The sequence below is a fragment of the Aeromicrobium phoceense genome, assembly GCF_013868155.1.
Lineage (GTDB): Bacteria > Actinomycetota > Actinomycetes > Propionibacteriales > Nocardioidaceae > Aeromicrobium > Aeromicrobium phoceense.
The window spans coordinates 2,102,868-2,126,730 of the sequence record NZ_JACEOG010000001.1 but is presented as its reverse complement, the minus strand read 5'-3'; the positions used below and the strand labels follow the sequence as shown (position 1 = coordinate 2,126,730).

Below are 23,863 nucleotides of genomic sequence, written 5' to 3'. Positions count from 1 at the left end.
CGCGGTGACCAACGCCCCTCATGCCACTGAACCGACGATCGACTGGTCGGACGTGGACGACCGCGCCGTCAACACGGCGCGACTGCTGGCGGCCGACGCCGTCCAGAAGGCCGGCCACGGCCACCCCGGAACCGCGATGAGCCTGGCGCCCGCCGCGTACCTGATCTACCAGAAGCTGATGCGGCACGATCCCGCCGATCCGTCGTGGATCGGCCGCGACCGGTTCGTGCTGTCGTGCGGCCACTCGAGCCTGACCCAGTACATCCAGCTCTTCCTGTCGGGCTACCCGATGTCGCTCGACGACCTCAAGAGCCTGCGCACGTGGGGCAGCCAGACGCCGGGTCACCCCGAGTACGGCCACACCCCCGGCGTGGAGGTGACCACCGGCCCGCTGGGCCAGGGCGTCGCCAACGCCGTGGGCATGGCGATGGCCGCCCGCCGCGAGCGCGGCCTCTTCGATCCCTTCGCCGGTCCGGGTGAGAGCCCGTTCGACCACGACATCTACGCGATCTGCTCCGACGGCGACCTGCAGGAGGGCGTCTCGGGCGAGGCCTCCTCCCTGGCCGGCCTGCAGGAGCTGGGCAACCTGACGCTGCTGTACGACGACAACAAGATCTCCATCGAGGACGACACCGACGTGGCGTTCACCGAGGACGTCGCGCTGCGCTACGAGGCCTACGGCTGGCACGTGCAGACCGTCGACTGGACCCACGGCGGCGGCGAGTACCGCGAGGACGTGCACGCCCTCGCCGACGCGTTCGCCTCGGCGAAGCTCGTCACCGACCGCCCCAGCCTCATCGTGCTGCGCACGATCATCGCCTGGCCCGCACCGAACGCGCAGAACACCGGCGCGGCGCACGGCTCCGCGCTCGGGGCCGACGAGATCAAGGCCACCAAGGAGCTGCTCGGCTTCGATCCCGAGGTCGAGTTCGCCGTCGACGACGACGTGCTCGAGCACACGCGGGGCGCGATCCAGCGCGGCGCCGACGCCCGCGAGGAGTGGCAGACCCGCTTCGACCTCTGGGTCACGGCCAACGGCGAGCGCAAGACGCTGCTCGACCGCCTGACGTCGCGCGAGCTGCCCGACGGCTGGGACGCCGACCTCCCGGTCTACGAGCCGAACGAGAAGGGCGTCGCGACCCGCGTGGCCTCGGGCGACTTCCTGTCGGCCGCCGCGCCGCACCTGCCCGAGCTGTGGGGCGGCTCGGCCGACCTCGCCGGCTCGAACAACACGACCCCCAAGGACCAGCCGTCCTTCCTGCCGCCGCAGAACTCCACCAAGAAGTTCTCCGGCGACTGGTACGGCCGCGTGCTGCACTTCGGCATCCGCGAGCACGCGATGGGCTCGATCATGAACGGCATCGCGCTGCACGGCCCCACGCGGCCGTACGGCGGCACGTTCCTGGTCTTCAGCGACTACATGCGCCCCGCGGTGCGCCTGGCCGCGCTGCAGGAGCTGCCCGTCACCTACGTGTGGACGCACGACTCCATCGGCCTCGGTGAGGACGGACCGACGCACCAGCCGGTCGAGCACCTCGCCGCGCTGCGGACGATCCCCGGCCTCGACGTGGTCCGCCCGGCCGACGCCAACGAGACGGTGGCCGTCTGGTCCACGATCCTGCAGCGCCACCACCGGCCCGCGGCGCTGGCGCTCAGCCGCCAGAACCTGCCCGTCTTCCCGCGCGACGGCGAGTACGCCGCCGCGTCGGAGGCCGCCAAGGGCGCCTACGTGCTGCTGGACTCCCCCGCCGAGCTGCACCACGCCACGCCCGACGTGGTCATCGTGGCCACCGGCTCGGAGGTGCAGCTCGCCGTCCAGGCGCGCAGCACGCTGGCCGAGCAGGGCATCGGCGCGCGCGTCGTCTCGATGCCGTGCCGCGAGTGGTTCGAGGAGCAGGACCAGGCCTACCGCGACAGCGTCATCCCGCCCCACGTGCGGGCGCGGGTGGTCGTCGAGGCCGGTGTCGCGTTCGGCTGGCGTGACATCGTCGGCGACGCCGGACGGATCGTCTCCCTCGAGCACTTCGGCGCCTCGGCCAACTACAGCGAGCTGTACGAGCGCTTCGGCATCACGGCCGCCTCCACGGCCGACGCGGCGATGGAGTCCATCCAGGCCGCCCAGCACGAGGGGGGCGTGCCGGTCTTCGCCCGACCGACCGGCCCGGTGCTCCCCGACACGACCCACTGACCACCATCTCAGGAGTGATCGACATGACCGAACGACTGAAGGCTCTCAGCGACGCGGGGGTGTCGATCTGGCTCGACGACCTCTCCCGCGAGCGCATCGAGACCGGCAACCTCGCCCAGCTGGTGACCGAGCGTCACGTCGTGGGCGTCACCACCAACCCGACGATCTTCGCGTCCGCTCTCGCCAAGGGTGAGAAGTACGAGAAGCAGGTCGCCGAGCTCAAGGCCTCCGGCGCCGACGTCGACGCCACGGTCTTCGCGATCACGACCACGGACGTGCGCGACGCCTGCGACATCCTGCGTCCGGTCTACGACGCCACCGACGGCTTCGACGGCCGCGTGTCGATCGAGGTCGAGCCGGGCCTCGCCCGCGACACCGACGGCACGGTCGAGATGGCCGAGCGGCTGTGGAACGAGATCGACCGCCCGAACCTGCTGATCAAGATCCCGGCCACCCGTGAGGGCCTGCCGGCGATCGCCGCGTCGATCGCGAAGGGCATCAGCGTCAACGTCACGCTGATCTTCTCCCTCGAGCGCTACCGCGGCGTGATGGACGCGTACCTCTACGGCCTCGAGCAGGCCGCGGCAGAGGGTCGCGACCTCTCGAAGATCCACTCGGTCGCGTCGTTCTTCGTCAGCCGCGTCGACGCCGAGGTCGACGGCCGGCTCCCCCAGGACAGCCCCCTGCGCGGCAAGGCGGCGCTGGCGAACGCCTGGCTGGCGTATGCGGCCTACGAGGAGGTCTTCGGGTCCGACCGGGCCAAGGAGCTGCTCGCGAAGGGCGCGCACCCGCAGCGGCCCCTGTGGGCCTCCACGGGCGTCAAGGACCCGGCCTACTCCGACACCCTCTACGTCACCGAGCTGGTCGTGCGGGGCACCGTCAACACGATGCCCGAGAAGACGCTGGAGGCCTTCGCCGACCACGGAGAGGTCACCGGCGACACGGTCACCGGCCGCGCCGCCGAGGCCCAGCAGGTGATCGACGACCTCGAGGCGCAGGGCATCTCCTACGACGAGGTCGTCGAGAAGCTCGAGGACGAGGGGCTCCAGAAGTTCGACGACTCCTGGGCCGAGCTCCTCGAGACCGTCCGGGCCGAGCTCGACAAGGCCTGAGCATGACGAACCGGCTCCGCGTCCACCCGCCCCAGCACGAGTCGGTCGACGGCGCCGTCCAGGCGCTCGTCGCGGAACGGTTCGCCTCTCGGCTGTTCGCCGAGGACGGCACCCTCTGGGGTCCCGAGGCGGAGTCCGAGGCGTCCATCCGGCTCTCCTGGGTGACCCTGCACGAGTCCTCGCGCGCGCTCGTCCCCGACATCGAGGCCCTGCGCGACGAGCTGGCCTCCCGCGGCATCACGCGTGTGGTGCTGTGCGGGATGGGCGGCTCGTCGCTCGCGCCCGAGGTCATCTGCGCCGCCGCCGGCGTGTCGCTCGACGTGCTGGACTCCTCGCAGCCCGACATGGTCAGGTCGGCGGTCCACGACCTCGAGAGCACCGTCGTGGTGGTGTCGAGCAAGTCCGGCGGCACCGTCGAGACCGACAGCCAGCGCCGGATCTTCGAGCAGGCGTTCCGCGACGCCGGCCTCGATCCGGCCGGCCACCTCGTGATCGTGACCGACCCGGGCTCGCCCCTCGACGAGGAGGCCACCGCCGCGGGCTACCGCGTCTTCCGGGCCGATCCCCACGTCGGTGGCCGCTACTCGGCGCTGACGGCGTTCGGGCTGGTCCCCAGCGGTCTGGCTGGCGCCGACATCGGGGCGCTGCTCGACCAGGCCGGTGAGGTCGTGCCCTCGCTGAGTGACGACAGCCCCGAGAACGACGGCCTCGAGCTCGGCGCCGCACTCGGCGTCGCCGCCCGCGAGGGAGTCGACAAGGTCGTCCTGTTCGACCACGACGGTCACGGCCTCGGCGACTGGATCGAGCAGCTCGTGGCGGAGTCGACGGGCAAGGACGCCACCGGCATCCTCCCGGTCGTCGCCCAGTCGGCGACCGACCCCACCACGGCCGACGAGTTCGTCGTCCACCTCGGGACAGAGGACGTTCCCGACGCTCCCTGGGCCGCAGCGGTCCACGGCTCGCTCGGTGGACAGTTCCTGATCTGGGAGGTCGCCACGGCCGTCGCCGGACGCCTGCTGTCGATCGACCCGTTCGACCAGCCCGACGTCGAGAGCGCCAAGGCGGCGGCCCGCGAGCTGCTGGGCGGCGACGCCTCGCTCCCCGAGCCCGACCATGCCGGCGAGGTCGCCGACATCTACGGGTCCTCGGCGAAGAGCATCGAAGACGCGATCAGCCAGCTGCTCGACCGGGTCGGCGAGCGGGAGTACCTCGCGCTGCAGTTCTACCTCGACCGCTGGTCGTTGAAGGGGCTGGAGTCGCTGGCACCGCAGCTCGCGGGACGACTCGGCCGACCGGTCACGTTCGGCTGGGGTCCACGCTTCCTGCACTCCACCGGCCAGTACCACAAGGGTGGGACACCGGTCGGAGTCTTCCTGCAGGTCACGTGCGACCCGGCGGAGGACCTCGCCGTGCCCGGGCGGGACTTCACCCTCGGCCAGTTCATCGTGTCGCAGGCCGCCGGTGACGCCCAGGTCCTGCGCGACAAGGGACGCCCGGTCCTGAGGCTGCACCTGCATGACGTCGACGCCGGACTGCGAGCGATCAAGGACGCCCTGGCATGAGCCCCAATCCCCTGCGCGATCCGCGCGACCGCCGTCTGCCGCGCATCGCGGGACCCTGCACCGTCGTGATGTTCGGCGTCACCGGCGACCTGGCGCGCAAGAAGCTCATCCCCGCGATCTACGACCTGGCCAACCGCGGCCTGCTGCCCCCGGGCTTCGGCCTCGTCGGCTTCGCCCGGCGCGACTGGGGCGACGGCACGTTCGCCGCCCTGCTCAAGAAGGCCGCCAAGGCCGGCGCCCGCACCGAGTGGAGCGAGACGGTCTGGAAGCAGCTGGCCGCCGGCATCAAGTTCGTGCCGGGCCAGTTCGACGACGACGACGCGTGGGAGGAGCTCGCCAAGACCCTCACGAAGCTCGACGAGCGGCAGGGCACCGGCGGCAACCACGCCTTCTACCTGTCGATCCCGCCGGGCCTGTTCCCCACGGTCGTGTCCAAGATCGACGAGCACGGCCTGGCCAAGCCCGGCACGGGCTGGCGCCGCGTGGTCATCGAGAAGCCCTTCGGCCACGACCTCGAGTCGGCCAAGGAGCTCAACCAGCTCATCGGCAACGTCTTCGAGGCCGAGTCCGTGTTCCGCATCGACCACTACCTGGGCAAGGAGACGGTCCAGAACATCCTGGCCCTGCGCTTCGCGAACCAGATGTTCGAGCCCGTGTGGAACGCGCAGTACGTCGACCACGTGCAGATCACGATGGCCGAGGACATCGGCATCGGCTCGCGCGCGGGCTACTACGACGGCATCGGCGCCGCCCGCGACGTGATCCAGAACCACCTGCTCCAGCTGCTGGCCCTCGTGGCGATGGAGGAGCCCGTCGCCTTCGACGCCGCGAGCCTGCGCGTCGAGAAGCAGAAGGTCCTGCGCAGCGTGCGGCTCCCCGACGACCTCGACAAGCACACCGCCCACGCCCAGTACGTCGAGGGCTGGGCGGGTGGCCAGCCCGTCGTCGGGTATCTCGAGGAGGAGGGCATCGACTCCAAGTCCCTCACCGAGACCTTCGCGGCGCTGCGCCTCGACATCGAGACGCGTCGCTGGGCCGGGGTCCCGTTCTACCTGCGCACCGGCAAGCGACTCGGCCGGCGCGTCACCGAGGTCGCGGTCGTGTTCAAGAAGGCGCCACACCTGCCGTTCGAGAGCAACGACGTCACCGAGCTGGGGCACAACGCCCTCGTGATGCGCATCCAGCCCGACGAGGGCGTCACGATGCGGTTCGGCGCCAAGGTGCCCGGCACCACGATGGAGATCCGCGACGTCAACATGGACTTCGTCTACGGCGGCTCGTTCGTCGAGAGCAGCCCCGAGGCGTACGAGCGACTCATCCTCGACGTCCTGCTGGGCGACCCGCCGCTGTTCCCGCAGCACCAGGAGGTCGAGCTGTCCTGGCAGATCCTCGACCCGGTGATGGATCACTGGTCCCGCAAGCGCTCGATCGACACGTACCAGGCCGGCACGTGGGGCCCGCAGTCCGCGGTCGACATGCTGGCGCGCGACGGCCGCGTCTGGAGGCGACCCTGATGGACCTGCTACTCGAGGACACGAACGCCGCAGCGGTGGCCAAGGCGCTGACCCGGGGCCGCTCGCTCGCGGGCAGCCCTGCGATGGACATGGTGCTGACCTTCCTCATCGTCACCGACGACGAGAACGTGGCCGAGGCGATGAAGTCCGCCAACGTCCTGCAGCACGAGCACCCCTCCCGCGTCCTGGGCGTCATCCTGGGCGACGGACGGGGCAAGCCGCGCCTCAACGCCCGCGTGCGGGTCGGCGCGGGCTCTCCGGGCGAATCCGTGCTGCTGCGCATGTCCGGCCCGCTCGTGAAGCACGCCGAGTCGGCCGTGCTGCCCCTGCTGCTGCCCGACTCCCCCGTCGTGGTCTGGTGGCCCGGGGTGGGCCCGCTGGAGCCCTCCCTCGATCCCATCGGTCGCCTCGCCCGCCGTCGACTGACCGACTCCGAGCGCACGCCGGCGCCGGTGCAGTGGCTGCACAAGCTCGCGCCCGGCTACGACCCGGGCGACACCGACCTGGCCTGGACCCGGCTCACGCTGTGGCGCGCCCTGCTCGCCGCGGCGCTCGACCAGACCTCGGGCTCGGCGACCGGCGGCCGCATCCTGGCCGACGACATCAACCCGGTCGCCGTCCTGCTTCAGGCGTGGCTCGAGTGCCGCCTCGGCGTGCCGATCGAGTTCGTCGACGACGACTCCGGCTCGCAGATCCAGCGCGTCACCCTGTTCACCGACGTGGGCGACATCGACATCAAGCGCACGAGCGAGATGAGCTGTGAGTTCAGCGTGCCCGGCTCGTCGCCCCGCGTGGTGCCGATCCGCCGCCGCACGATCCCCGAGCTGCTGGCCGAGGACCTGCGCCGCCTCGACGCGGACGAGATCTACGGCGAGACCCTGCAGCACCTGCACACCGGAAAGGACTGAGGATGATCGAGATCTTCGACAGCGCCGACGACCTGGCGCTGGCGGTGTCGCGCCAGCTCGCGGCTCGCGTGCACGCCGTCGCCACCGCGGGACGCACCCCGCGGATCGTGCTCACCGGTGGGTCCATCGCAACGAAGATCTACGGTCGCGTGTCGAGCGAGAACGCCGACTGGCGCGTGGCCGAGTACTGGTGGGGCGACGAGCGCTTCGTGCCCGAGGGCCACGAGGACCGCAACGACCGCCAGGCCCGCGAGGGCTTCCTCGACCGCCTGGGCATCCCCGACGAGCACGTCCACGCCATGCCGGCGCACGGCTGCGAGCTCTCGATGGCCGAGGCGGCCGACGCCTACGCGAAGACCCTCCCGGAGGACCCGTTCGACGTGGTGCTGCTCGGCGTGGGGCCCGATGCGCACATCGCGTCCCTGTTCCCCGGTCACCCGCAGGTGCACGAGACCGAGCGCCTCGCCGTCGAGGTCTTCGACTCCCCCAAGCCGCCCCCGGAGCGCATCTCGCTGACCTACCCGGCGCTGAACCACACCCGCGCCACCTGGTTCGTGGTCTCGGGCGCCGACAAGGCCGAGGCGGTCGCGAAGGCCATGACCGGCACGCCGATCGACCAGGCGCCCGCCGCCGGCGCGCGCGGGCTCGAGGAGACCGTCTGGTTCCTCGACACCGCCGCCGCCTCGCGCCTGCCGCGCTGATCAACCGGTGATCGAGTGCCGGCGAGCGCAGCGAGACGGTGTATCGAGATCACGCCGAATGACAGAGAGAACGCGGCCACCCTGCCGGAGCAGGGTGGCCGCGTTCGTCGTCTCAGACGGGTGTCCTCAGAAAATGATCTCGCCGGTCTTGCGCTTGCTGCGCAGGGTGTCGAGGGCTTCCTTGAGGATGTCGGCGGCCTCGGTCTCGGAGCGGCGCTCCTTCACGTAGGCCAGGTGGGTCTTGTACGGCTCGGTCTTGGGCGCGTCGGGCCGGTTGTCCGAGTCCATGCTGGCGGGCATGCCGCACTTCGGGCAGTCCCACTCGGCGGGCACCTCGGCCTCGATCGCGAAGTTCAGCGTGACCGAGTGGTCGTTCACGCAGAAGTACGAGATCGCCTGGCGCGGTGCGGCCTCGCCACGCTCGGCCTCGCCCATGGGGCCGGCGCCGATGCGGCTGCCGCGAATTGCTCCGGCGGCCATCAGTTGCTCACCTTCAGCAGCAGGCCGAGGGCGAAGACGCACACGACCCACACCACGGCGGTGCCGACGGTGATGCGATCGAGGTTGCGCTCGGCGACGGACGAGCCACTCAGCGAGCTGGAGACACCACCGCCGAACATGTCGGACAGACCGCCGCCTCGGCCCTTGTGCATCAGCACGAGGACGATCATGAGCACGCTGCTCAGGGCGAGCAGCACGGAGAACGCGATGACCACGTCTCTCCCTTCGGTCAGGACCCCTGGAGGTCTGGCATGTCGTAGAACCGGGCGATCCCGGCGAACTCCTCCGCGACCAGGCTCGCCCCGCCGACCAACGCTCCGTCGACATCGGGTTTCGCCATGATCGCGGCCACGTTCGCCGCCTTGACCGATCCGCCGTAAAGGATACGGGTCTGGTCGGCCGCCTCGGTACCCCAGGTCTCCCCCAGGCGTCCACGGATGGCCGCGCAGACCTCCTGGGCGTCCTCGGGGGTGGCGACCTCGCCGGTGCCGATGGCCCACACGGGCTCGTACGCGATGACGAGTCCGGCGACCTGCTCGGCCGTGAAGCCGGCCAGCGAGCCGTCGACCTGGGCGAGCGTGTACGCGACGTGCTCACCGGCCTGGCGGACCTCGAGGCCCTCGCCGACGCACACGATCGGCGTCATGCCCGCGGCGAGCGTCTTGGCGGCCTTCTCGTTCACGAGCTGGTCGGACTCGGCGTGGTACTCACGGCGCTCGGAGTGGCCGACGACGACGTACGAGCAGCCGAGCTTCGCCAGCATCGCCGCGGAGATCTCGCCGGTGTACGCGCCACCGTCGTGCGCGGAGACGTCCTGCGCGCCGTAGCCGATCGGCAGCTTGTCGCCGTCGATGAGCGTCTGGACGCTGCGCAGGTCGGTGAAGGGCGGGATCACCACGACCTCGCTCCTGGCGTGGTCGTGCTTCTTGTCCGACAGGGTCCACGCCAGCTTCTGGACGAGGACCACCGCCTCCTGGTGGTTCAGGTTGGACTTCCAGTTGCCCGCCATCAGCGGCGTACGCGTCATGCTGACTCCTCCAGTACGGCCAGTCCGGGCAGGGTCTTGCCCTCGAGGTACTCCAGGCTCGCGCCGCCACCGGTCGAGATGTGGCCGAACTGGGAGTCCTCGAAGCCGAGCTGGCGCACGGCGGCGGCGGAGTCGCCACCACCGACGACCGACAGGCCGTCGACCTCGGTGAGGGCCTGCGCGACGGTGCGGGTGCCGGCCGCGAAGGCCGCCATCTCGAACACGCCCATCGGGCCATTCCAGAACACCGTCTTCGCGCTTCGGATGACCTCGGCGAACGCGCTCGCCGACTCGGGCCCGATGTCCAGACCCATCTGGTCGTCCGGAATCGCGTCGATCGAGACCGTGGTGGCCGGGGCGTCGGCCGCGAACTCCGGCGCCACGACGACGTCGGTGGGCAGCACGATGGACACGCCGAGTTGCTCGGCGCGATCCAGGTAGCCCTTGGCGACGTCGATCTGGTCCTGCTCCAGCAGCGACTTCCCGACCCCGTGGCCCTGGGCCGCGAGGAACGTGAACACCATGCCGCCGCCGATCACGAGCGTGTCGGCCTTCGTGAGGAGGTGGTCGATGACACCGAGCTTGTCGGAGACCTTCGAGCCGCCCAGGACGACCGCGTAGGGCCGCTCGGGAGACGCCGTGAGCCGCTGCAGGACGTCGACCTCGGCCTGCACGAGGCCGCCCACGGCGGCGGGCAGGCGCTGCGCCACGTCGTAGACGCTGGCCTGCTTGCGGTGCACCACGCCGAAGCCGTCGGAGACGAAGACGTCGGCCAGGGCCGCCAGCTCGTCGGCGAAGGCGCCGCGCTCGGCGTCGTCCTTGCTGGTCTCGCCGGCGTTGAACCGGACGTTCTCCAGCAGGGCGACCTCGCCGTCCTTGAGCTCCTGCACGGTCCGCTGGGCGTCCACGCCGACGGTGTCGGACGCGAAGCGCACGCTCTCCCCCAGCAGCTCGCTCAGCCGGATCGCGACGGGCGACAGCGAGTACTGCGGGTCGGGCGCGCCCTTGGGCCGACCCAGGTGCGCGGCGACGAGGACGCGGGCGCCCTTCTTCACCAGCTTCTGGATCGTCGGGACGCTGGCCCGCACGCGGCCGTCGTCGGTGATGGTGGCACCGTCGAGGGGCACGTTCAAATCGCTGCGGACCAGGACGCGCTTGCCCTTCAGGTCGCCGAGGTCGTCGATCGTCTTCACGAGCGAGCTCAGAGCGACTTGCCGACGAGCGAGGCGAGGTCGACGAGGCGGTTCGAGTAGCCCCACTCGTTGTCGTACCAGCCGACGACCTTCACGAGGTCGCCGGTGACCTTGGTCAGCGGCGCGTCGAAGATGCACGAGTGCGGGTCGGTGACGATGTCGGTGGAGACGATCGGGTCCTCGTTGTACTTGAGGTACGTCGAGCCCTCGGCGGCCTTGCGGACAATCTCGTTGATCTCCTCGACCGACGTCTCACGGCTGGCCGTGAAGGTCAGGTCGGTGGCCGAGCCGGTGGGCGTGGGCACGCGGAGCGCGTAGCCGTCGAGCTTGCCCTTCAGCTCGGGCAGCACGAGGCTGACGGCCTTGGCGGCACCGGTGGACGTGGGGACGATGTTCAGCGCGGCGGCGCGGGCACGGCGCAGGTCCTTGTGCGGCGCGTCCTGGAGGTTCTGGTCCTGCGTGTAGGCGTGGATCGTGGTCATCAGGCCACGCTCGATGCCGATGCCGTCGTTGAGGGCCTTGGCCATCGGCGCGAGGCAGTTCGTGGTGCACGAGGCGTTCGAGATGATCGTGTGCGAGGCCGGGTCGTACAGGTCGTCGTTGACGCCCATGACGATCGTGATGTCCTCGTTCTTGGCCGGGGCCGAGATGATGACCTTCTTGGCGCCGCCGTCGATGTGGGCCTTGGCCGCGGTGGCGTCGGTGAAGAAGCCGGTGGACTCCACGACGATGTCGGCGCCGACCGAGGCCCAGTCGAGGTTGGCCGGGTCGCGGTCCTCGAAGGCGACGATCTTCTGGTCGCCCACGTAGATCGCGGTGTCGTCGAAGTTCACGTCGACGTCGAGGCGACCCAGGATCGAGTCGTACTTGAGCAGGGTGGCCAGCGTCTTGTTGTCGGTCAGGTCGTTGACGGCCACGATCTCGACGTCGACGCCGGCGGCACGCACCGCGCGGAAGAAGTTACGGCCGATGCGGCCGAATCCGTTGATACCTACGCGAACAGTCACGGTTGCTCCTGAGTTGCCGGGTGAAGACTCGATTACGTCCTCACCCTACCGACGTCCCCCGGTCGAATGCACCGGGCGTCGCCCCTCGGGATCGGTCAGCCGTCCGCGTACTGATCGGGGTTGAGCCCCGCCTCGGTGTCGTCGATCCCCAGATCGTGGGCGCGCTTGTCCGCCATCGCGAGCAGGCGGCGGATGCGGCCGGCGATCGCGTCCTTCGTCAGCGGCGGATCGTGCAGCTGGCCGAGCTCCTCGAGGCTGGCCTCGCGGTGCTGCACGCGCAGCTCGCCGGCCATGCGCAGGTGGTCGGGGACCTCGTCGGCGAGGATGTCGAGCGCGCGCTGGGCGCGAGCCCCGGCCGCGACCGCGGCGCGGGCGGAGCGACGCTGGTTGGCGTCGTCGAAGTTGGCGAGCCGGTTGGCGGTGGCGCGCACCTCGCGGCGCATCCGGCGCTCCTCCCAGGCCAGCAGCGTCTCGTGGGCGCCGAGGCGGGTCAGCAGCGCACCGATGGCCTCGCCGTCGCGGATGACGACGCGGTCGCCACCACGCACCTCGCGAGCCTTGGCCGAGACGCCGACGCGACGCGCGGCACCGACCATCGCGAGCGCGGCCTCGGGGCCGGGGCAGCCGATCTCCAGTGCCGACGAGCGGCCCGGCTCGGTGAGGGAGCCGCGGGCCAGGAACGCACCGCGCCACGCGGCGACGGCATCGCACGACGGACCCGAGACGACCTGCGGCGGGAGGCCACGGACGGGGCGGCCGCCGCCGTCGACGAGGCCGGTCTGGCGGGCGAGGAGCTCGCCGCCCCGGGCGATGCGCACGACGTAGAGCGTGGTCTTGCGGACCCCGGCACCCTGCTGGACGATGATCTCGCTCTCGTGCCCGTAGACCTCGGCGATCTCCTGGCGCAGCCGGCGGGCGGCGGCGGCGGTGTCGAGCTCGGCCTCGATCACGATCCGGCCCGAGACGATGTGCAGGCCTCCGGAGAAGCGCAGGATCGTGGAGACCTCGGCCTTGCGGCAGCACGCCTTCGTCACCGGGATCCGGGCCACTTCCGCCTTGACCTGTGCCGTCATCGCCATCGCTTCATCAGCCTCCAGTTCCAGCGTCCCGAGATGTCCGCTCGGGCCACTCTATGCCTGTGCTGGTGACGCGGGGGCGAACGTGGTGGCAAAGACCTCGGCCAGCGCGGCCGGATCGTGCTGGCCCGACTGCCCGGCGGCGCGCACGTCGGCCGTCACCAGCCGAGCGCCGAGCCGGGCGGCCCCGCGGGCGAGAGCGTCGACGTCGCGGGCCGCCGACGTGTCGGCCACGACGACGTCGAGGCGTAGGTCGGGAGCGTGGGCCGCGAGGACGTCGAGGTGCTCCTCCGGCGTGAGGTGCTCAGTCTCGCCGGGTTGGGCCACGAGGTTGAGGACCAGGCAGCGGCGGGCCGGCGTGCGCAGCAAGGCTTGGCGCAGCTGGGGCACCAGCAGGGTGGGCATGACGCTGGTGAACCACGAGCCGGGTCCGATCGTGACCCAGTCTGCGGTCTCGAGCGCGGCGACGGCCTGGGGGCAGGCCGGCGGGTCGCCCGGGTCGAGCCGAACCCCCAGGATCCGGCCGGGCGTGGTGGCGACCTCGGCCTGGCCGCGCACCAGCTCGATCCGCTCGGGCGGGCCGAAGTCGACGTCGGCCTCGATGTCGAGCGGCACGTTGGCCATCGGCAGCACGCGTCCCTGCGCGCCCAGCAGCTCCGCGACGAGGTCGAGCCCCGCCACCTGGTCGCGCTCCATGTCCCACAGCGCGGCCAGGAGCAGGTTGCCGACGGGGTGGCCCGCCAGCGGACCGTCTCCCCCGAACCGGTGCTGCAGGACCTCGGCCCACGCGCGGCCCCAGTCGTCGTCTCCGCACAGCGCGGCCAGCGCCATCCTCAGGTCGCCCGGAGGCAGGATGCCGAGCTCGGTGCGCAGACGGCCGGACGAGCCGCCGTTGTCGGCGACCGTGACGATGCCCGTGAGCCGGCTGGTGACCTGGCGCAAGGCCGACAGCGTGGCGGCCAGGCCGTGCCCTCCGCCGAGGGCGACGACGGCGGGGCCCCCGGACCGCGCCTGCGTCATTCGCGGCCCAGGGCGCGGTGGACGACGAGTGTGCGGACGGCGCGGGCCCGCAGCCGGTCCGCGAGGGCCTCGGCCATCGCCACGCTGCGGTGGCGGCCGCCGGTGCAGCCGATCCCGACGGTGAGGAACAGCTTGTCCTCCTGCAGGAACCCGTTCGTGATCATCGAGAGCAGCTCGACGTACCGGTCGAGGAACTCCTGCGAGCGCTCCTGCCGGTGGACGTACTCGGCCACCGCGGCGTCCTGGCCGCTGAGTGGACGGAGCTCGTCGACCCAGAACGGGTTGGGCAGGAAGCGCATGTCGGCCACCATGTCGGCGTCGATCGGGATGCCGTACTTGAAGCCGAAGGACACGATCGTGACGTGGAGCCCGCGCTCGTCCTCGACCTCGAAGGCCTGCCGGACCCGGTGGGCCAGCTGGTGGACGTTGAGACGACTGGTGTCGATGACGATGTCGGCGCGGCCACGGATGGTGCGCAGCAGCTCGCGCTCGCGCACGAAGCCGTCCATGAGGCGACCCTGGCGGCTCAGCGGGTGCGGCCGACGTGCCGCCTCCTGGCGCCGCACGAGGACCTCGTCGGAGGCCTCGAGGTACAGCGTGCGGACCCTCACGCCGAGGTCCAGGACCGACTCGATCGCGTCGACCAGGCCGAAGAAGAACGTGCGGGAGCGGGAGTCGACCACGACCGCGAGCCGGTCGATGTCCTCGGCCGCGTCGACGGAGGACACCAGCTCGTCGAGCATGCCCGGCGGCAGGTTGTCGACCACGTAGTAGCCCAGCTTCTCCAGCGCCTTGGCCGCGGTGCTGCGGCCCGCGCCGGTCATCCCGGTGACGAGGACGAACTCGGTGAGCTTGGTCATGGTCGGTCTCAGTCCTCCAGGATCTCGCCGGTGGCCATGTTCACGGCCGGCGCCGGCGGTTCTCCCTCGTGGAGCGCCGCCACGATGGATTCTGCCGTAGCGGGGCCGATCCCGGGCACGACCGTGATTTCCTCCACGGTCGCGGCGCGCAGCTTCTTGAGCGAGCCGAAGTGCTTCATCAGCGCACGACGCCGGCTGTCGCCGAGCCCGGGCACCGGATCGAGCAGGCTCTCGACCATCGACTTGCTGCGCCGCTGGCGGTGGTGGGTGATCGCGAAGCGGTGGGCCTCGTCGCGCACGCGCTGCAGCAGGTAGAGCCCCTCGCTGGTGCGCGGCAGGATCACGGGATCCTCGTCGTCGGGCAGCCACACCTCCTCGAGCCGCTTGGCCAGGCCGCAGAGTGCGACGTCCTTGATGCCGAGCGCGTCCATCGCCTGCTTCGCGGCGGCGACCTGCGGCGGACCGCCGTCGACCACGACGAGCGACGGCGCGTAGGCGAACCGGCGCGGCTTGCCCGTCTCGGGATCGATGCCCGGCTCGGCGTCGCCCTGGCGCTCCAGGGCGCGCAGGTGGTGGGCGAACCGGCGCGTGATGACCTCGTGCATCGCGGCGACGTCGCTCTGGCCCTCGTGGCGCACGGTGAAGCGACGGTACTCGGACTTGCGCGGCAGGCCGTCCTCGAAGACCACCATCGACGCCACGATCTCGGTGCCCTGGAGGTTCGAGACGTCGAAGCACTCGATCCGCAGCGGCGGCGACGGGAGATCGAGGGCCATCTGGATCTCCTCCAGGGCCCGGCTGCGGGTGGTGAGGTCGCCCGAGCGCTTGAGCTTGTGGCGGGCGATCGCCTGCTTCGCGTTCTGCTCGACGGTGTCGAGCAGTGCCCGCTTGTCGCCCCGGCGCGGGACGCGGATCGTGACCTTCGCCCCGCGGCGCTCGGTGAGCAGCTCGGCGACCGCCTCGTGGTCGGCGGGCAGCGCCGGGACGAGCACCTCACGCGGGATCGCCGAGGGTACGACGTCGGCGTACAGCGTCATCAGGGCGTTCTGCACGAGCTCGGGCAGCCCGGCGTCGTCGCCCTTGTCGGCGACCCACCCGCGCTGGCCCCGGATGCGACCACCGCGGACGTTGAAGATCTGGACGGCGACCTCGAGCGGATCGTCGACGAAGCCCAGGACGTCGGCGTCGGTGCCGTCGCCCAGGACGACCGACTGCTTCTCCAGGACACGGCGCATCGCCATCAGGTCGTCGCGGTACTTCGCGGCCAGCTCGTCCTCCTGCGACGCCGCGGCGTCGCGCATGCGCTGCTCGATCCCCCGCTCGAAGCCGGCGGTCTGGCCGCCCATGAACGAGAGGAAGTCGTCGACGATGTCGCGGTGCTCCTCCGGGGAGACGCGCCCGACGCACGGCGCCGAGCACTTGCCGATGTCGCCGAGCAGGCACGGCCGACCCGCCGCCCTGGCTCGCTTGAACACTCCGGCGCTGCACGAGCGCATCGGGAACACGCGGAGCAGGGTGTCGACCGTGTCGCGGATCGCCCAGGCGTGCCCGTAGGGGCCGAAGTACCGGACTCCCTTGCGCTGGGCTCCGCGCATCACCAGGACGCGCGGGATCTCCTCGCCCACCGTGACCGCGAGCCACGGGTAGGACTTGTCGTCGCGGTACTTGACGTTGAACCGCGGGTCGTACTCCTTGATCCAGGAGTACTCCAGCGCCAGCGCCTCAACCTCGGTGTTGACGACGGTCCACTCCACCGACGCGGCGGTGGTGACCATCTGGTGCGTGCGCGGGTGCAGGTTGCCGAGGTCCTGGAAGTACGAGCTCAGGCGCGGCCGCAGGCTCTTGGCCTTGCCGACGTAGATGACCCGCCCCTGCTCGTCGCGGAACTTGTAGACGCCCGGACTGGTCGGGATCTCTCCCGGCCGCGGCCGGTAGGTGGACGGATCAGCCACGGTCGCTCCCCCGCCCGCTCATGACAGGAGGGGCTTGAGGAACCGGCCGGTGTGCGAGTCGGGATGTGCCGCCACGTCCTCGGGGGTGCCCTGCGCGACGACCGTGCCGCCGCCGCTGCCGCCCTCGGGGCCCATGTCGATGAGCCAGTCCGAGGCCTTGATGACGTCGAGGTTGTGCTCGATGACGATGACCGAGTTCCCGGTGTCGACGAGGCGCTGGAGCACGATGAGGAGCTTGCGGATGTCCTCGAAGTGCAGGCCCGTCGTCGGCTCGTCGAGCACGTAGACGGTGCGGCCGGTGGAGCGCTTCTGCAGCTCGGAGGCCAGCTTCACGCGCTGCGCCTCGCCGCCGGACAGAGTGGGCGCGGGCTGGCCCAGGCGCACGTAGCCCAGGCCGACGTCGACGAGGGTGCGCAGGTGGCGAGCGATCGCGGGGATCGCCTCGAAGAACTCGACGCCCTCCTCGATGGGCATGTCGAGCACCTCGGCGATGGTCTTGCCCTTGTAGCGCACCTCGAGCGTCTCGCGGTTGTACCGGGCGCCGTGGCAGACCTCGCACGGCACGTAGACGTCGGGCAGGAAGTTCATCTCGATCTTGATCGTGCCGTCGCCGTGGCAGGCCTCGCAGCGACCGCCCTTGATGTTGAACGAGAAGCGGCCCTGCTGGTAGCCACGCATCTTCGCCTCGGGCGTCTGCGCGAACAGCTTGCGGACGTGGTCGAAGACGCCGGTGTAGGTGGCCGGGTTGGACCGCGGGGTGCGGCCGATCGGCGACTGGTCGACGTGGATGACCTTGTCGACCTGGTCGGTGCCCTCGATCGTGCGGTGGCGGCCCGGGATGGTGCGCGCCTTGTAGATCTGGCGGGCGAGCGACGTGTAGAGGATGTCGTTCACCAGCGTGGACTTGCCGGAGCCGGAGACGCCCGTGACCGAGACCAGCTGGCCGAGCGGGAAGGCCACGTCGACGTTCTTGAGGTTGTTCTCGCGGGCGCCCTTCACGACGAGCTGGCGGCCCTTGTCGCGGGGACGACGGACCTCGGGAACGGGGATCGACTGGCGACCCGACAGGTAGGCGCCGGTGAGCGAGTCGGGACTGTTGAGCAGGTCCTCGACGGGGCCGGACACGATGACCTGGCCGCCGTGCTCGCCCGCACCGGGGCCGATGTCGACGACCCAGTCCGCGGCGCGCACGGTGTCCTCGTCGTGCTCGACGACGATCAGCGTGTTGCCGAGGTTCTTGAGGCGCACGAGCGTCTCGATGAGGCGGTGGTTGTCGCGCTGGTGCAGGCCGATCGACGGCTCGTCGAGCACGTACAGGACGCCGACGAGGCCGGCGCCGATCTGGGTGGCGAGCCGGATGCGCTGGGCCTCGCCGCCCGACAGCGAGCCGGCGGCGCGATCCAGCGCCAGGTAGTCGAGGCCGACGTCGAGAAGGAACCGCAGGCGCTCGTGGATCTCCTTGAGCACGCGCTCGCCGATCTGGCGCTCGCGATCGCTCATCACCAGGTCCTGCAGGAAGTCGGCCGCCTCGGCGATCGACTGGTGGCAGAGCTCGGCGATGTTCTTGGCGCCGAAGCGCTCGGACTCGAGCGTGACGGCCAGGATCACGGGCTTGAGGCGGGTGCCGCCGCACGCGGGGCACGGGACCTCGCGCATGAACCCTTCGAGCCGGTCGCGGCTCGTGTCGGAGTCGGTCTCGGCGTGGCGGCGCTCGACGAACGCCTTCGCGCCCTCGAACTCGGCCCAGTACGACCGCTGGCGGCCGTAGCGGTTCTTGTACTGGACGTGCACCTTCGTGGAGTGCCCGTTCAGCAGCGCGTCCTGGAACTCGGGCTTCAGGTCGGCCCACTTGGTGTCGACGTCGAAGCCGAGCTCGTCGCCGAGCGAGCGCATGAGGCGCAGAAAGTAGTCGGAGACCTGGGTGTAGGTCCACGCCGTGATCGCGCCTTCGGCGAGGGTCTTCTCGGGGTCGGGGACCAGGAGCTCGGCGTCCACCTCCTTGCGCGAGCCGAGGCCGTGGCACTCGGGGCACGCGCCGTAAGGAGCGTTGAAGGAGAACGAGCGCGGCTCGAGCTCGTCGACCTGCAGTGGGTGGTCGTTGGGGCACGCGAGGCGCTCGGAGAAGCGGCGACGGCGCGCCGGGTCCTTCTCGTCGAGGCTGACGTAGTCGATGATCACGATGCCGTCGGCCAGGCCGAGGGCCGTCTCGACGGACTCGGTGAGGCGCTGCTTGGACGAGGGCTTGACCGTGAGGCGGTCGACGACGACCTCGATCGTGTGCTTCTTCTGCTTCGCCAGCTTGGGCGGCTCGTCGGCGAGCATGATCATCTCGCCGTCGACGATCGCGCGGCTGAAGCCGGACTGCTGGAGCTGGCGGAAGAGCTCGAGGTACTCGCCCTTGCGGCCGCGGATCACCGGGGCGAGGACCTGGAAGCGGGTGCCCTCCTCGTCGTCCTGGATGCGGTCGACGATCTGCTGCGGCGTCTGGCGGGCGATGGGCTCGCCGCACGTGGGGCAGTGGGGCCGGCCGGCGCGCGCGTAGAGCAGGCGCAGGTAGTCGTAGACCTCGGTGATCGTGCCGACGGTGGACCGCGGGTTGCGCGAGGTGGACTTCTGGTCGATCGACACCGCGGGCGACAGGCCCTCGATGAAGTCGACGTCCGGCTTGTCCATCTGGCCCAGGAACTGGCGGGCGTACGCCGAGAGCGACTCGACGTAGCGGCGCTGGCCCTCGGCGAAGATGGTGTCGAACGCCAGGGACGACTTGCCCGAGCCCGACAGCCCCGTGAACACGATGAGTGAGTCACGGGGTAGATCGACGGAGACATCCTTGAGGTTGTGCTCGCGCGCACCCCTCACCACGAGACGATCGTTCACCTGTCCAGCGTACTGAGGTGCCCTGACAGAAACCTCCTGAGCGCTACGGTGCTCGGCATGGCAACGACCGTCGGAATCGACCTGGCAGCGGACGCGAAGAAGACGGCGCTGGCCGAGGTGAAGTGGTCAGAGGGAAAGGCAACAGTCACCCGGCTCGACCTCGGCGTTGACGACGGGGCCCTCCTCGAGGAGATCCGGAACTCGGACGGGCGCGTCGGCATCGACTGTCCTTTCGGGTGGCCCTCGGACTTCAAAGACCTCGTGGCCGGGCATCCCCGATCGCCGGTGGACACCGCGGCGCTCCGCTGGCGGGGCAAATACACCCACCGCGCTACTGACCACTGGGTGCGAGAGGAGTTCGGAGTGCAGCCTCTGAGCGTCTCGGCAGACAAGCTCGGGCACGTGGCCATCCGCTTGTCCTCGCTGATCGCCCGCCTTGAGCCGGCGGAGGACTTCCCACTCGACGGGAGCGGACGAATAGCCGAGGTCTACCCCGCCGCTGCCTTGAGCGTGTGGGACATGGCTCATCGCAGGTACAAGAAGCCGATCGGTGAGTCCGTTAGGGCGACGTCCTTGAGTCAGATGGAGGACGCGGGAATCGATCTCGGCGAGTTCCGGGAACTGGCGGGGAGGTCCGACGACGCTTTCGACGCTGTGGTTTGTGCAGTCGTCGCCCGCGCGGTCGGGACGGATCTCATCGATCCACCCAGCAAGGACTATGAGCCATTCGCCAAGACGGAGGGCTGGATCCACGTTCCAAGGCGCGGTACGACCGTGCACGACATCGTCAACCTCCGTTACCACACCGTCGGACAGGCCACCGCCGAACAGCCGGTCACAGAGATCGACTGATCCACTAACGTCGAAGCCATGACGTACACGGGAGAGGTCACGGTCGGCGGCGCGCCCGACACCCGCGAGGCCGGCGACCTGGTGATCACGAAGATCGCCGTGGGACCGATGGCCAACAACGCCTACCTGCTGCGCTGCGCGCTCACCGGCGAGCAGGTGCTGATCGACGCCGCGGACGAGGCCGGACGGCTCCTGGAGCTGGTCGGCGATGCCGGCCTGGCGAGGGTCATCACGACCCACCGGCACGCCGACCACTGGCAGGCGCTCGCCGAGGTCGTGGCTGCCACGGGGGCCGAGACCGTCGCGGGCGAGGACGACGCGGACGAGCTGCCCGTCGAGGTCGACGTCCGGGTCCGCACGGGCGCTCGGGTGCGGGTCGGCTCGTGCGAGCTCGAGGTGATCGAGGTCGTCGGACACACGCCCGGCTCGATCGTGCTGGTGTACGACGACCCCGACGGCGTCACCCACCTGTTCACCGGCGACTCCCTGTTCCCCGGCGGCGTCGGCCGCACGTGGTCGCCCGACGACTTCATGCGGCTGTGCGGCGAGGTCGAGTCCAAGCTGTTCGCCCGGTTCGACGACGACACGTGGTTCTACCCGGGCCACGGCGACGACTCCACTTTGGGCGCGGAGCGGCCGAACCTGTCGGACTGGCGCGCCCGGGGGTGGTAGCCTGCGGCTGCTTCGCCATGGCTGAGTTCCTGTAGCCGAGTCGGTCTCAGCGGGTAAGCGTGACGGGGAGCGACTCGATGCCGAAGACGAAGCTGAGCTGGCGGAACTCCAGGTCGGACTCGGGGACGGCCAGGCTCAGGTCCGGGAAGCGGCGCAGCAGCTTCGGCAGCGCGATGCGCAGCTCCATGCGGGCCAGCTCGGCGCCGATGCACCGGTGGATGCCGTGGCCGAACGCCAGGTGGCCGCTCGTGGGGATCCGCAGCGGGTCGAAGGCGTCGGCGCCCGCGCCGGCGCTGGACTCGTCGCGGTTGGCGCTGCTCAGGGAGACCAGCAGGACGTCGCCGGCCTTCACCTTCGTCCCGAACAGGTCCATGTCCTGCTTCGCGAAGCGCGGGAACGCGACCTGCACGACGGCGAAGTAGCGCAGCAGTTCCTCGATGACCCGGTCGAGGGTCTCGCGGTTGCCCGATCGCACGAGATCGGCGTAGGCCCGGTCCCGCGACAGCATGATGGTGCTGAGCGCGATCATCCCTGCGGTGGTCTCGTAACCACCGGTGAACACGCCGTCGGCGAGTCCCGCGAGGTCACGGTCGCTGATCAGCTCGCCCTCGTCGCGGATGATCTGGCCGATGAGCCCGGGTCCGGGCTCCTTGCGCTGGCGAGCGACCGCGTCGAAGAGGAACTCGCGCTGCTCGGAGACCGCGCCGAAGGCCGCCGCTCCCCCGTTGGTCGCGTCGAAGCGGGCGCTGCCCAGCTTCGAGAAGGCCTGCGTGTCCTCGTAGTCCAGACCCAGCAGCGCGCAGATCGTGTTGAACGGGATCGGGAACGCGAAGGTCTTCGCGAGGTCGACGTGGGGGCCGGCCGCCTCGAGGTCGTCGAGGGCACGGTCGACGATCTGCTCGATCATCGGCTCCAGACGCGCGAGCCGGCGCATTGTGAACTCCGGCGTGATGATCTTCCGCAGCCGGGTGTGCACGGGCGGGTCGGTGAAGCCCAGTCCCCCGATGTCGTCCGACGTCGCGGGACCGTCACCAGAGAACAGGTGGCGGATGTCGGTGGAGTACGTGTCGCGCGCCGTCATCACCTGACGCGACTCCTCGTACCCGGTGACCAGGTAGGCGGTGAAGTCGAACGGCAGGTCGAGCCGGTGCAGGGGCTCCTCACGCCGGAGTCGGGCCATCTTGGGCACCGGGTCGAGGCCGATCCGCTGGAGCGGGGCCTTCGTGGGCTCGGGGATGAAGGAGAAGCTCGCGAGGTCGATTCCGCGCTTGGCGACGTGCCGCCGGGCCAGCGACGACACCACCTTCGAGCGGATTCCCCGCATCAGTCTCACCCGCACACGATATCGGTCCGGGGTTCGGATCCGTGCCCGGTTGCCGTTTCGGGCGCGTGGGACGAAGGTGTAGGCAACCTACGTAGGGGGAGCCATGGCCACCAGCACCGACCAGCCCACCGAGCTCAGGCGGGTCCTCGGACCCAAGCTCCTACTGCTGTTCATCATCGGCGACATCCTCGGCACGGGCGTCTACGCGCTCACGGGGCAGGTCGCGGCGGAGGTCGGCGGCGCGGCATGGCTGCCGTTCCTCGTCGCCTTCGGCGTGGCGCTGCTGACGGCGCTCTCGTACCTCGAGCTGGTGACGAAGTACCCGCAGGCCGCCGGCGCCGCGCTGTACGTGCACAAGGCCTTCGGCATCCACCTGTTCACGTTCATGGTGGCCTTCACCGTGATGTGCTCGGGCATCACGTCCGCCTCCACCGCGGCACGCGCGTTCGCGGCCAACCTCGCCGTGGGCTTCGACTGGGAGGCGTCGAACTTCGAGATCATGCTCATCGCGCTCGGATTCATGCTCCTGATCGCCGCCATCAACCTGCGCGGCGTGAGCGAGGGCGTGAAGACCAACGTCGTGCTGACGCTCATCGAGCTCTCGGGCCTGCTCCTGGTGATCATGGTGGGCCTCTGGGCGATCGCGGGCGGCAACGCCGACTGGGGCGCGGTCGTCGCGTTCGAGACACCCGACGACAAGAACGTGTTCCTCGCGGCGACCACCGCCACCTCGCTGGCGTTCTTCGCGATGGTCGGCTTCGAGGACGCCGTCAACATGGCCGAGGAGTGCCACGAGCCGAACCGCATCTTCCCCAAGATCATGCTGACCGGCCTGGGAGTCACCGGCGTGATCTACATCCTCGTGTCGATCTGCGCCGTGGCGATCGTGCCCATCGGGGAGCTCGCCGGGAACGACACCCCGCTGGTCACCGTGGTCGAGCAGGGCGCGCCCGGCGTCCCGATCGACCAGATCCTGCCGTTCATCTCGATGTTCGCCGTCGCGAACTCGGCCCTGATCAACATGCTGATGGCCAGCCGGCTCCTGTACGGCATGGCGAAGCAGGGCATCATCCCCCGGAGCCTGTCGAAGATCAGCAAGCGCCAGACGCCCTGGGCGTCGATCGCGCTGACCACCGGCCTGGCGCTGGGCCTGATCGCCTACGTCTCGAACGCCAGCACCGAGGCGGTCGCCATCCTCGGCGGCACGACGAGCCTGCTGCTGCTGGCCGTCTTCGCGGTCGTGAACACCGCCGTGCTGGTGCTGCGCAAGGACACCGTCGAGCACTCCCACTTCTCGACCCGGGCGCCGATCGCGGTGCTCGGCATCGTGACGTGCGTCTACCTCGTGACGCCGCTGTCGGGCCGGCCGGGTGAGCAGTACGAGATCGCGGGGATCCTGCTGGTGATCGGCCTCGTGCTGTCGGTCCCGATGTACTTCCTCAGCCGCCGCCGGGGCGAGCGGCTGGAGGTCGGGGCGCCGGACGACCTTCCGCCGCACGACATCCCCTGACCCCAGC

Annotated in this window: 20 protein-coding genes; 9 read left to right on the top strand and 11 right to left on the bottom strand. The window is 70.4% G+C overall.

The window, feature by feature from the left end:
- Positions 1 to 4: 4 nt before the first annotated feature.
- From tkt to pgl, 6 genes are read left to right on the top strand one after another with little or no spacing between them, the layout of a single operon-like run.
- Positions 5 to 2,188: a transketolase gene (gene tkt / locus H1W00_RS10210; RefSeq protein ID WP_181755607.1), complete on the top strand. Its 2,184-nt coding sequence runs from the start codon at positions 5 to 7 to the stop codon at positions 2,186 to 2,188.
- Between the two features lie 23 nt (positions 2,189 to 2,211).
- Positions 2,212 to 3,300, top strand: a complete 1,089-nt coding sequence (tal, locus tag H1W00_RS10205; protein ID WP_181755606.1) for a transaldolase — start codon at positions 2,212 to 2,214, stop codon at positions 3,298 to 3,300.
- 2 nt (positions 3,301 to 3,302) lie between these two features.
- The gene (locus tag H1W00_RS10200; protein WP_181755605.1) at positions 3,303 to 4,862 is read left to right on the top strand and encodes a glucose-6-phosphate isomerase; all 1,560 of its coding nucleotides are present in this window, start codon (positions 3,303 to 3,305) and stop codon (positions 4,860 to 4,862) included.
- On the top strand, positions 4,859 to 6,376 hold the full coding sequence (zwf, locus tag H1W00_RS10195) for a glucose-6-phosphate dehydrogenase (protein ID WP_181755604.1): 1,518 nt from the start codon (positions 4,859 to 4,861) through the stop codon (positions 6,374 to 6,376). Before H1W00_RS10200 ends, zwf begins: the two co-directional genes overlap by 4 nt.
- A complete protein-coding gene (locus H1W00_RS10190) occupies positions 6,376 to 7,284 on the top strand; it encodes a glucose-6-phosphate dehydrogenase assembly protein OpcA (protein WP_181755603.1) in 909 nt (302 codons plus the stop codon). The genes zwf and H1W00_RS10190 overlap by 1 nt, the downstream gene beginning before the upstream one ends.
- 2 nt (positions 7,285 to 7,286) lie before the next feature.
- Positions 7,287 to 7,985: a 6-phosphogluconolactonase gene (gene pgl, locus H1W00_RS10185; protein WP_181755602.1), complete on the top strand. Its 699-nt coding sequence runs from the start codon at positions 7,287 to 7,289 to the stop codon at positions 7,983 to 7,985.
- Between the two features lie 126 nt (positions 7,986 to 8,111).
- Here pgl and H1W00_RS10180 read toward each other — a convergent pair whose 3' ends face one another.
- From H1W00_RS10180 to uvrA, 10 genes are all read right to left on the bottom strand, one after another.
- On the bottom strand, positions 8,112 to 8,468 hold the full coding sequence (locus H1W00_RS10180) for an RNA polymerase-binding protein RbpA (protein WP_376785958.1): 357 nt from the start codon (positions 8,466 to 8,468) through the stop codon (positions 8,112 to 8,114).
- Positions 8,465 to 8,701: a preprotein translocase subunit SecG gene (gene secG, locus H1W00_RS10175; RefSeq protein WP_078698291.1), complete on the bottom strand. Its 237-nt coding sequence runs from the start codon at positions 8,699 to 8,701 to the stop codon at positions 8,465 to 8,467. Before secG ends, H1W00_RS10180 begins: the two co-directional genes overlap by 4 nt.
- A gap of 14 nt (positions 8,702 to 8,715) precedes the next feature.
- Positions 8,716 to 9,513 (bottom strand): triose-phosphate isomerase, encoded by a 798-nt coding sequence (gene tpiA, locus H1W00_RS10170; RefSeq protein ID WP_181755600.1) that lies wholly within the window; start codon positions 9,511 to 9,513, stop codon positions 8,716 to 8,718.
- The gene (locus H1W00_RS10165) at positions 9,510 to 10,706 is read right to left on the bottom strand and encodes a phosphoglycerate kinase (RefSeq protein ID WP_181755599.1); all 1,197 of its coding nucleotides are present in this window, start codon (positions 10,704 to 10,706) and stop codon (positions 9,510 to 9,512) included. The genes tpiA and H1W00_RS10165 overlap by 4 nt, the downstream gene beginning before the upstream one ends.
- An 8-nt stretch (positions 10,707 to 10,714) precedes the next feature.
- Positions 10,715 to 11,713: a type I glyceraldehyde-3-phosphate dehydrogenase gene (gene gap / locus H1W00_RS10160; protein WP_181755598.1), complete on the bottom strand. Its 999-nt coding sequence runs from the start codon at positions 11,711 to 11,713 to the stop codon at positions 10,715 to 10,717.
- Positions 11,714 to 11,808: 95 nt separating this feature from the next.
- Positions 11,809 to 12,792, bottom strand: coding sequence for a DNA-binding protein WhiA (gene whiA, locus H1W00_RS10155; protein ID WP_181755597.1), 984 nt, complete (start codon positions 12,790 to 12,792; stop codon positions 11,809 to 11,811).
- Positions 12,793 to 12,843: 51 nt separating this feature from the next.
- The gene (locus tag H1W00_RS10150) at positions 12,844 to 13,809 is read right to left on the bottom strand and encodes a gluconeogenesis factor YvcK family protein (protein ID WP_181755596.1); all 966 of its coding nucleotides are present in this window, start codon (positions 13,807 to 13,809) and stop codon (positions 12,844 to 12,846) included.
- Positions 13,806 to 14,669, bottom strand: a complete 864-nt coding sequence (gene rapZ / locus H1W00_RS10145) for an RNase adapter RapZ (RefSeq protein ID WP_181755595.1) — start codon at positions 14,667 to 14,669, stop codon at positions 13,806 to 13,808. Before rapZ ends, H1W00_RS10150 begins: the two co-directional genes overlap by 4 nt.
- Positions 14,670 to 14,677: 8 nt before the next feature.
- A complete protein-coding gene (gene uvrC / locus H1W00_RS10140) occupies positions 14,678 to 16,621 on the bottom strand; it encodes an excinuclease ABC subunit UvrC (protein ID WP_181755594.1) in 1,944 nt (647 codons plus the stop codon).
- Positions 16,622 to 16,639: 18 nt separating this feature from the next.
- The gene (uvrA, locus tag H1W00_RS10135) at positions 16,640 to 19,498 is read right to left on the bottom strand and encodes an excinuclease ABC subunit UvrA (protein WP_181755593.1); all 2,859 of its coding nucleotides are present in this window, start codon (positions 19,496 to 19,498) and stop codon (positions 16,640 to 16,642) included.
- A gap of 57 nt (positions 19,499 to 19,555) precedes the next feature.
- On the opposite strand from uvrA, the gene H1W00_RS10130 reads away from it, so the two are divergent.
- Both H1W00_RS10130 and H1W00_RS10125 read left to right on the top strand, forming a co-directional pair.
- Positions 19,556 to 20,350: a DUF429 domain-containing protein gene (locus H1W00_RS10130; RefSeq protein ID WP_181755592.1), complete on the top strand. Its 795-nt coding sequence runs from the start codon at positions 19,556 to 19,558 to the stop codon at positions 20,348 to 20,350.
- A gap of 18 nt (positions 20,351 to 20,368) precedes the next feature.
- A complete protein-coding gene (locus H1W00_RS10125) occupies positions 20,369 to 21,022 on the top strand; it encodes an MBL fold metallo-hydrolase (protein WP_181755591.1) in 654 nt (217 codons plus the stop codon).
- A 46-nt stretch (positions 21,023 to 21,068) separates the two neighbouring features.
- Here the strand turns inward: H1W00_RS10125 and H1W00_RS10120 are convergent, their stop codons facing one another.
- Entirely contained in the window at positions 21,069 to 22,346 is a 1,278-nt protein-coding gene (locus H1W00_RS10120; protein ID WP_181756241.1) for a cytochrome P450, read from the bottom strand.
- Positions 22,347 to 22,449: 103 nt separating this feature from the next.
- Between H1W00_RS10120 and H1W00_RS10115 the strand changes: the two genes are divergently transcribed.
- A complete protein-coding gene (locus tag H1W00_RS10115; protein ID WP_181755590.1) occupies positions 22,450 to 23,856 on the top strand; it encodes an APC family permease in 1,407 nt (468 codons plus the stop codon).
- Positions 23,857 to 23,863 lie beyond the last annotated feature (7 nt).

Excerpts from the sequence above, each read along its gene's own strand:
- rapZ (WP_181755595.1), bottom strand. The coding sequence starts at position 14,669 with ATGACCAAGCTCACCGAGTTCGTCCTCGTCACCGGGATGACCGGCGCG.
- H1W00_RS10115 (WP_181755590.1), top strand. The coding sequence starts at position 22,450 with ATGGCCACCAGCACCGACCAGCCCACCGAGCTCAGGCGGGTCCTCGGA.
- pgl (WP_181755602.1), top strand. The coding sequence starts at position 7,287 with ATGATCGAGATCTTCGACAGCGCCGACGACCTGGCGCTGGCGGTGTCG.
- H1W00_RS10125 (WP_181755591.1), top strand. The coding sequence starts at position 20,369 with ATGACGTACACGGGAGAGGTCACGGTCGGCGGCGCGCCCGACACCCGC.
- H1W00_RS10190 (WP_181755603.1), top strand. The coding sequence starts at position 6,376 with ATGGACCTGCTACTCGAGGACACGAACGCCGCAGCGGTGGCCAAGGCG.
- H1W00_RS10200 (WP_181755605.1), top strand. The coding sequence starts at position 3,303 with ATGACGAACCGGCTCCGCGTCCACCCGCCCCAGCACGAGTCGGTCGAC.
- tal (WP_181755606.1), top strand. The coding sequence starts at position 2,212 with ATGACCGAACGACTGAAGGCTCTCAGCGACGCGGGGGTGTCGATCTGG.
- H1W00_RS10130 (WP_181755592.1), top strand. The coding sequence starts at position 19,556 with ATGGCAACGACCGTCGGAATCGACCTGGCAGCGGACGCGAAGAAGACG.
- whiA (WP_181755597.1), bottom strand. The coding sequence starts at position 12,792 with ATGGCGATGACGGCACAGGTCAAGGCGGAAGTGGCCCGGATCCCGGTG.
- H1W00_RS10150 (WP_181755596.1), bottom strand. The coding sequence starts at position 13,809 with ATGACGCAGGCGCGGTCCGGGGGCCCCGCCGTCGTCGCCCTCGGCGGA.
- tpiA (WP_181755600.1), bottom strand. The coding sequence starts at position 9,513 with ATGACGCGTACGCCGCTGATGGCGGGCAACTGGAAGTCCAACCTGAAC.
- H1W00_RS10120 (WP_181756241.1), bottom strand. The coding sequence starts at position 22,346 with ATGCGGGGAATCCGCTCGAAGGTGGTGTCGTCGCTGGCCCGGCGGCAC.
- zwf (WP_181755604.1), top strand. The coding sequence starts at position 4,859 with ATGAGCCCCAATCCCCTGCGCGATCCGCGCGACCGCCGTCTGCCGCGC.